This is a genomic window from Lyngbya aestuarii BL J (assembly GCF_000478195.2).
GTDB classification, from domain to species: domain Bacteria; phylum Cyanobacteriota; class Cyanobacteriia; order Cyanobacteriales; family Microcoleaceae; genus Capilliphycus; species Capilliphycus aestuarii.
Genome location: NZ_AUZM01000171.1, coordinates 1 through 2,015, shown reverse-complemented (window position 1 = coordinate 2,015; position 2,015 = coordinate 1). Strand labels below are relative to the sequence as shown.

Annotated in this window: 1 protein-coding gene; it reads right to left on the bottom strand. The window is 43.4% G+C overall.

All coding sequences use genetic code 11. The annotated features are described in order from the left end of the window. Positions 1 to 206 precede the first annotated feature (206 nt). Positions 207 to 1,616: a tRNA uridine-5-carboxymethylaminomethyl(34) synthesis GTPase MnmE gene (gene mnmE, locus M595_RS27220; RefSeq protein WP_023066936.1), complete on the bottom strand. Its 1,410-nt coding sequence runs from the start codon at positions 1,614 to 1,616 to the stop codon at positions 207 to 209. Positions 1,617 to 2,015: the final 399 nt, after the last annotated feature.

The following is a 2,015-nucleotide window of genomic DNA, read 5'->3' as shown; positions in this document are numbered from 1 at the left end:
GAGTTTTGAAGCGAATCCACCACGGGAAAATCCATTGACTGAGTTTTAAAACTCCAGATTGAAAGTCAGGAGGGATAAATTCTAAGGGCGGTTGTACGTTGGTCATTGAATTGGGCATTTTTTATTTCCCTGATTATTTTAGATTAATTTCACCATACTCCTGAGTTGTACCTTTGTATAGAAAGTTGATTTCTAAAAGACTGGGGTTACTTGCCAATACAAAATCGACTGAATATTCGATCTAAAACCGATTCGGTGACTTCTTCTCCGGTGACTTCTCCTAACGCTTGAACGGCATCTCGCAGATCAATGGTCCAAAAATCTAAAGGAAGTTGATTGTCAATGGTGGTTTTCATTTGGTCTAAGGCTATTTTTGCTCGAGTAATCACAGATGCTTGACGTTGGTTGATGGCAATATCTAGGTTTTCGGCTTGAAGATTTCCGGCGTTAATGGCGGTTAAAATTGTAGTTTCAAGTTCTGAAATTCCTTGATTTAAAGCGGCTGCGGTTTGAACTGTTAATAAATTTTCTCGGTTCAGTTTTGCGAGGATTTCCTGAACTTTTGAGTCTAACTCGTTGACAGATACTCGGTCAATTTTGTTGAGGATTAAAATCAAAGGGCGGTGTTTGACTTGTTGATAAATTTCTTGATCGCTTTCTGTCCAACCTGCTTCGGCATCTATGGTTAATAACACTAAATCTGCTAACTTTGCGGCACTACGCGATCGCTCTATGCCGATTTTTTCAACTTGATCTTCGGAGTTACGAATTCCAGCTGTATCTAATACTTGTACGGGAATTCCACCCACGACTAATTGCGATTCTACCACATCCCGAGTTGTCCCCGGAAGGTCTGTTACAATTGCCCGATCGCTCTGACTCCACGCATTTAATAAACTTGATTTTCCCACATTTGGACGCCCGACAATTGCCACTTTCAATCCACTTCTTAACCGCTCACCTTTTTCGGCTGTTTCTATTAGTATTGACAATTCCGCAGAAATCTGGTTTACTTGTGATATGATATCGGGAACGTTTAGTGGCGGTAGGTCTTCCTCGAAGTCGATCCGAGCTTCAATTTCCGCTAATACATCTAAACAGGTAGCCCTGAGTTGGCGGATGGGAGTGGCGAGTTTTCCTTGTAATCCAGCTAAGGCAGCAAGAGCCGCCGCTTGAGACTGAGAACCGACTAACTCGGCAATACTTTCAGCTTGGGTCAGATCAATTCGGCCATTGAGAAAAGCCCGCAGGGTAAATTCACCGGGTTGAGCCAGTCTCGCTCCGGCTTCTAAACAGAGTTGTAGTACCTGCTGAACAGCGATAATTCCGCCATGACAGTGCAACTCAACGACATCTTCACGAGTGTAAGAACGAGGAGCAAGCATCAGCAACAGCAAGGCTTCATCGACAACCTGTTGAGTCTGAGGATGACGAATATAGCCGTACAGGATGCGATGACTTTCCCAAGCTTGACGTCCGGGGGCATTAAACAGCAATTTAGCGATCGCTTGGGCTTGAGATCCAGATAGACGCACAATTCCGATGCTCCCCTGCTGAGGAACAATCGCGGTGGCGATCGCTGCAATTGTTTCACCGCCTGATCCGGTTTCAGCCATGATTCGTCATTGAACAAACTAAGTTCTTTGATCTTATCTGAAATCGAAACAATAATGCGATCCTAGCCAAGAGGAATAAATCAAGGTCTGCCTTTGTCTCCATCAATCATAGTCACGCAAACATTTCAGGATTTCAGATCATCTACCTATGTCAAATGAAGGATCAAACAATCACAATAGTTTCTCTCTAAAGATCGATGGAGTTATCCAAGTTTGACTGATATATTAGTAAATGTGAATAACAAGCGTACCGGATGAGGGTTTTGCTGTTGTGACTCATTGCTTTTCACCGAAGGAGAGCGAATTGACAGGTGAAAAGACGGTACAAATAATAGAAGGCTAGTCCGTTGAGAAGTTTTTATCGCTTCCTTCTCTTAACCACTCCAAGGCGAGGCGCAA

Bases quoted from the DNA above. Each gene is read 5' to 3' on its own strand.
- mnmE (WP_023066936.1), bottom strand. From the start codon at position 1,616: ATGGCTGAAACCGGATCAGGCGGTGAAACAATTGCAGCGATCGCCACC.